The following is a 5,615-nucleotide window of genomic DNA, read 5'->3' as shown; positions in this document are numbered from 1 at the left end:
TTTCCAGCCGAGCTCGGCAAACTTCCGTCTCGTCTCCGCCGGTTCAAACGTATGGGCAGGGAACTGCTTTTCGCTCCGTTTGATGAGTGTGATCGGGCCGCCGACATAGACATCGCCCCGCTCGAACAATTTTTTGACGCCCGGATGGTTCAGATCGTCAGTTTTATAGACGTTCACAGCTTCCTTTTTCTTATCGGGCTTATAGATGTCTTCGATTTCAATTACCCCGTATGTTTCTCCTTCGTATGTGAGGCGGACGGTGTCGCCTGTTTTGAATTCGGCGGCTTTTCGCCCGTCAACTGGAAGGCTGATCGGAAGCGTCCAAACATCTCCGCTTGCAAGCCTCATATTTTCTACGACTGAAAGGTAGTCTTTTTCAGTGAAAAAGCCTTCGATCGGGCTGTACGCTCCGATTCCGATCAATTCGAGATCGGCGAATGCGATCAGGTCAAGTTCGATTTCCAGTCCGATATGTTTCACATCGTATGCTTCATTGACGCGGTTAACCAATACACCGCCGTGTGGCGCTAAACTCATAACTTTGTTTCCCCCTACTTGTTGCTTAAATTCCCCCGCCCTGTTCATGGACGGAGCTGTGTTCTTTTTTCACGGCTCTCACCAGGCTGATCGTTCCGACTGATGCCAAAAGAACGCTCGTGACGACGATGAGAGAATAGTAGTCTCCTTTTAAGAAAAGGCTGACCAGCATATAAGACAGGCTCAAGGAAAGAAATGGCGAAACGATCCACACTTTCAGCATCGTTTTGACCACTTGTTTATGAAAAACATTGCCGCCGTTTTTCGCCATTCCCATCCCTATAATAGAAGATGATGTCACCTGCGTGAGCGGAACCGGAAGGCCGAAAATAGAACTGATGATGACAAGACCCGATCCTGTCCCCGAAAGAAGGATCCCCTCTCCTTTGGAGAATCTGGTGATTTTTTTGCCGTTTGTCTCAAGAACGCGCCGGCCCAATAAAAGGGCGCCGAGCGCGACAAACAATCCGCCGTACATCGTTCCTTGGCCGACGGTCAAAACATGCGCCGCCACCAGCGGCCCGACAGCGTTTGCGACATTGTTCATCCCCGCCGAGAAAGCCTCCATAAAACCGGCGATGACCAGAACGGCCGTCAAGATCCGAAGTTTTTTTCCAGAGGCCGGTTTGACCGTCTTTTTCATAATCTTGGCCATCACATACGTAAAACAAAACGCGATAAAAGGGACAATCACCCAAAAGGCGACAATCACCATCAACGATTTGACATACAATACTTGATACGCGACACCTACACCGACGACAGATCCGACTGTCACTTCACTTGTCGATAAAGGAATGCCGAGAACGTTTGCGATAAAGAGCGACAAAGCTGCGGAGCCGATGATGATGCAGACGATTTCCAGCGTAATCACCCGTTCGGGAATGATCCCTGAGCTGATCGTTTTGACGACTTCTCCTCCGCCGATGACGGCTCCGAGGAGAATGCCGGCTGAACAGATCAGAAGCGCGTGAAGCTGTTTTTTCACCGCTTCCGATCCGTAGGCGATGCCCATAGAGGCCGCTGCACCGCTCGCACCGATATTCATCGCAAAAAACATGCTAAATATAATGGCGGCAAGTTCCATGACTCATCTCCTTACTCGTGTAATCCGCATTCTGTTTTATTCAATCCATTCCAGCGGCCGGAGCGGAGATCGTCCATCGTAAAGGCCGGCGACGTGCACGGGGCGCAGCCGATGCTCGGATAGCCCTGGTCGTGAAGCGGGTTGTACGGCAGATCGTGCTTTGTCACATATCTCCAAATATCCTTCCATGTCCAATGGATGAGCGGGCAGACTTTGATGGACTTGAATTTATCGTCCTTGTTTAAAAAGTTCGTCTTGCTCCGTCCCTCGGACTGCTCGCGGCGCAGCCCTGACAGCCATGCCGGATATGCTGAAAGGGTCTCGCGGAGAGGGATGACCTTTCTCATTTCACAGCAAAGATTTGGGTTGGTTTCCCAAAGTTTGTCCCCGTATTCCTGAGCCTGCTGTTCGACTGTAAGTTCCGGTTTCTTCATCATAATCTGAAGGCCCGGATATCGTTCTTTGACAGCCTCGATCGTTTCATACGTTTCTTTAAAATGAAGCCCTGTATCAAGAAAAACGATGACGGCGTCTTTTTTCACCTTATAGATTAAATCAATGAGGACGATCCCTTCGATTCCGAAGCTGCAGGCGTATACGAGCTGATCGCCGTAATGGCCGTACGCCCATTTGAGGACCGACAGCGCGCCTTTATAAGAATCATCCTCTTGAAACGTGATCGTCGGTTCTTCCCATGTACTGTAAGTAAATATTTTCGTTTCCCCCTTTTTTTGCCAACAAAAAAACGGCTTTCAGCAGAAAAAAACTCTGTGAAAACCGCCTCTAGTTTGTCTAGTCAGCTATTTCAATCTTATTTTTTCATTTTTTTCGATTTGAATCACCTTTCCATCCTGGACAACGAATGTGATGGATCCGTAACTCATATCTTTCAGCATGTCTTTCATTGTGATGATCGCTTTGTCGAGCTGCTCATCCGTTTTCACTGCCAGCTCCTCCTTTTGCCCCGAAAAATAAAATCTTTCTTCCAAATGTGAAAGAAAGACGAGGAACTTTATATATTCCTTATCTCTCAAAATGAGCGCATTTTGCTGGAAGTAGCACCTTACGAATACACGCAGGTTGCCGGGTTTCATCGGACCAGTCCCTCCACCGCTCTTGATAAGTTTGCTTTTGTATTTTTAAATTTTAGCACAATTCGAATAAAAGTCAACCCGACTTTTTTTATAGGATTAATAAAAAATAAAAATGGTTCGATTTTACTATTTTTGGAGCATCAAAAAAGCCGTCCCCTTCATAAAGAGACGACTGCTTTCTTCATATTTTTATCCATGCTGTTGATTGCGGATCTGCTTTCCATTCTTTCAGCTTTGCTGCATCTGCTTCGCTGATATAGCCTTCGGCAAGCGCTGCTTCTGTCAGCGTGTCGTAGTCGGTCAGGGTATGGTATTCGACGCCCGCTTCATCGAAGGCGATACCCGCTTTCGGAAGCCCGTACGTGAAGATTGCAGCAACGCCAAGCACCTCGCAGCCGGCATCATTTAAAGCGGAGACGGCTTCAAGAACACTGCCGCCCGTCGAGATCAGATCTTCGATAACAACAACTTTTTGCCCTTTTTTGACCGCTCCTTCGATTTGATTTCCTTTTCCGTGCGCTTTCGGCTTGCTTCTGACGTAGCACATCGGCAGGCGGAGCCTGTCAGCGGCAAGCGCCGCGTGAGGAATTCCCGCTGTTGCCGTGCCCGCAATGATTTCTGCTTCCGGATATTTGTCTTTGATCAACCCGGCAAGGCCTGATGCGATGTCATCCCTTACCTCAGGATACGAAAGCGTCAACCTGTTGTCGCAGTAAATCGGCGACTTCATGCCGCTCGCCCATGTAAACGGCTCATTCGGCCGCAGGAAAACCGCCTTGATTGCTAATAGATGCTTTGCAATTTCTGTTTTCATGCTTTGATTCCCTCCCACTCAAGCACTATTTTTCGATAAGCCGAAACCGGATCTTCCGCTTGTGTGATCGAACGGCCGACCACGATCGCGGAAACGCCTTTTTCCCTCGCCATGGCTGGCGTTGCCACTCTGACTTGATCGTTCTTATTGTCATCGGCAAGCCGGATTCCCGGCGTCACCGTCAGAAAGGAAGGAGACGTCTCCAGGCAGATCCGGTCCGCTTCGTGAACCGAACAGACGACGCCGTCAAGCCCGCTCTCTTCTGCGAGCTTGCTGTAGCGAAGAACGGTTTCTTCAAGCGGCGTTTCGATCAAAAGCTCATGCTGCAGCATGTCAGGCGACGTGCTTGTCAGCTGTGTAACAGCGATTAATGACGGCCGTTTCTGCCCTGAGACAGTCCCGGCTTCAAGGCCTTCAAGCGCGGCCTCCATCATCCGTCTTCCCCCTGCTGCGTGCACATTGACAAGACTGACGCCAAAACCAGCCAGCCTTTTCATCGCCTTATATACGGTCGTCGGAATGTCATGGCACTTTAAGTCGAGAAATATCCGGCAGTTTTGCTTCTTAAGCTGCTCAAGGATGTAAGGACCTTCCTGATAAAAGAGCTCCATTCCGACTTTTACAAAAAGAGTTTCTCCGTCAAACCGCTTCAAAAACGCAAGCGTTTCCTGTGCGGATGGAAAATCAAGCGCGATGATGGGCGGCGTATTGTTCATGTTTCCAGCTCCTTCCGATGCATTCATCAATAGATCGATATCCGTATTTTCCTAAAACGCGCGGCAAGTCTTCAATGATTTCCGGACAGGCGAACGGATTGACGAAATTGGCCGTGCCGACCGCGACCGCGCTCGCCCCTGCCAGCAGAAATTCAAGTGCATCTTCCGCCGACTGCACCCCGCCCATGCCGATGATCGGAATGCTGACCGCCTGGCTGACTTCATAAACCATCCGGATTGCGACCGGTTTTACGGCCGGACCTGATAATCCTCCGGTTTTGTTCGCCAAAATCGGCTTGCCTGTCTTCAAGTCGAGCCTCATGCCGATCAGGGTGTTGATCATCGTCAGCCCGTCGGCGCCCGCTTCTTCGATCGCTTGGGCGATTTCCGCAATGTCTGTGACATTCGGCGACAGCTTCACATAAACGGGCACATCGGAAACACCCTTAACCGCCTTCGTCAGCTCAGCCGCCATTTCCGGCCGGGTGCCGAACGCGATCCCGCCCGTTTTGACGTTCGGACAGGAAATGTTCAGCTCGAGCGCATGCACATTCGGCGCTTTGCTGATTTCTTGCGCAACCTCGACATAATCTTCAAGCTGTGAACCGGCTACATTGGCGATAATCGGCGTATCGAATTGTTCGAGCCAGGGAAGTTCGTGTTCCATGACAGCCTGCACGCCGGGATTTTGCAGTCCGATCGCATTCAGCATGCCGGCTTGCGTTTCGGCGACCCTCGGCGTCGGATTCCCGAAGCGCGGTTCGCTCGTCGTTGCTTTGATCATGATCGCCCCGAGGCATGAAAGATCATACAGGTTTGCAAACTCTTTTCCGAAACCGAAGCATCCGGAAGCCGGAATGATCGGATTTTTCAACCTGAGGCCGGGCAAATTTACTTCAAGCATTACAAAAGCACCTCCTGCGCTTTAAAAACAGGGCCGTCCAGACAGACTTTCACGTACGGCTTTTCGCTTTCGTCCGTATGGCACACACAGGCAAAACAAGCGCCGATTCCGCAGCCCATCCGCTCTTCCATCGACAAGTAAACGTCTTTATCCGGATAGCGCTCCTTTAACGCCTTCAGCATCGGCGTCGGCCCGCAGGCGAGAAGGCAGTCAAACTGAAGCTCTTCTGCTTCGATGACATCTGTGACAAACCCTTTCGTCCCATGGGTGCCGTCTGCTGTAGCAATATAGACAGGGCCGAATTCAGAGAATTCCCGCTCGTAAAAAACGTCTTTGGCTGACGCGAATCCTAACACTTGAACGACATTGACGCCTCGGCTTGTCAGCTGCCTTGCGAGCTCGTAAAGCGGCGGGACGCCGATCCCCCCTCCGACTAAAAGAGCCGTTTGGCCGGGGGCAAGCG

Annotated in this window: 6 protein-coding genes, 2 pseudogenes and 1 riboswitch; all 8 genes and pseudogenes read right to left on the bottom strand. The window is 50.6% G+C overall.

From position 1 onward, the window contains the following. Positions 1 to 537: pseudogene (gene sat / locus V7126_RS20540) on the bottom strand (sulfate adenylyltransferase); the annotation flags it as partial. A 25-nt stretch (positions 538 to 562) separates the two neighbouring features. Continuing rightward, positions 563 to 1,624, bottom strand: a complete 1,062-nt coding sequence (locus V7126_RS20535) for an inorganic phosphate transporter (RefSeq protein ID WP_335498641.1) — start codon at positions 1,622 to 1,624, stop codon at positions 563 to 565. An 11-nt stretch (positions 1,625 to 1,635) separates the two neighbouring features. Beyond that, positions 1,636 to 2,337, bottom strand: a complete 702-nt coding sequence (locus V7126_RS20530; protein WP_046130697.1) for a phosphoadenylyl-sulfate reductase — start codon at positions 2,335 to 2,337, stop codon at positions 1,636 to 1,638. 87 nt (positions 2,338 to 2,424) lie between these two features. Next, positions 2,425 to 2,529, bottom strand: coding sequence for a YezD family protein (locus V7126_RS20525; RefSeq protein WP_438823812.1), 105 nt, complete (start codon positions 2,527 to 2,529; stop codon positions 2,425 to 2,427). A gap of 115 nt (positions 2,530 to 2,644) precedes the next feature. Continuing rightward, a riboswitch (SAM riboswitch) is annotated at positions 2,645 to 2,750 on the bottom strand. 149 nt (positions 2,751 to 2,899) lie between these two features. Next, on the bottom strand, positions 2,900 to 3,532 hold the full coding sequence (gene pyrE, locus V7126_RS20520; RefSeq protein ID WP_175076825.1) for an orotate phosphoribosyltransferase: 633 nt from the start codon (positions 3,530 to 3,532) through the stop codon (positions 2,900 to 2,902). After that, positions 3,529 to 4,248 (bottom strand): orotidine-5'-phosphate decarboxylase, encoded by a 720-nt coding sequence (gene pyrF, locus V7126_RS20515; RefSeq protein WP_046130700.1) that lies wholly within the window; start codon positions 4,246 to 4,248, stop codon positions 3,529 to 3,531. Before pyrF ends, pyrE begins: the two co-directional genes overlap by 4 nt. Then, the gene (locus V7126_RS20510; RefSeq protein WP_046130701.1) at positions 4,217 to 5,152 is read right to left on the bottom strand and encodes a dihydroorotate dehydrogenase; all 936 of its coding nucleotides are present in this window, start codon (positions 5,150 to 5,152) and stop codon (positions 4,217 to 4,219) included. The genes pyrF and V7126_RS20510 overlap by 32 nt, the downstream gene beginning before the upstream one ends. Then, a pseudogene (locus V7126_RS20505) lies at positions 5,152 to 5,615 on the bottom strand (NAD-dependent dihydroorotate dehydrogenase B electron transfer subunit); the annotation flags it as partial. The gene V7126_RS20510 and the pseudogene V7126_RS20505, both read right to left, overlap by 1 nt.

This window comes from Bacillus sp. JJ675, assembly GCF_036963165.1.
GTDB lineage: Bacteria > Bacillota > Bacilli > Bacillales > Bacillaceae > Bacillus > Bacillus glycinifermentans.
The sequence above is the reverse complement of the archived record's forward strand: the minus strand, read 5'-3'. Positions and strand labels throughout refer to the sequence as shown.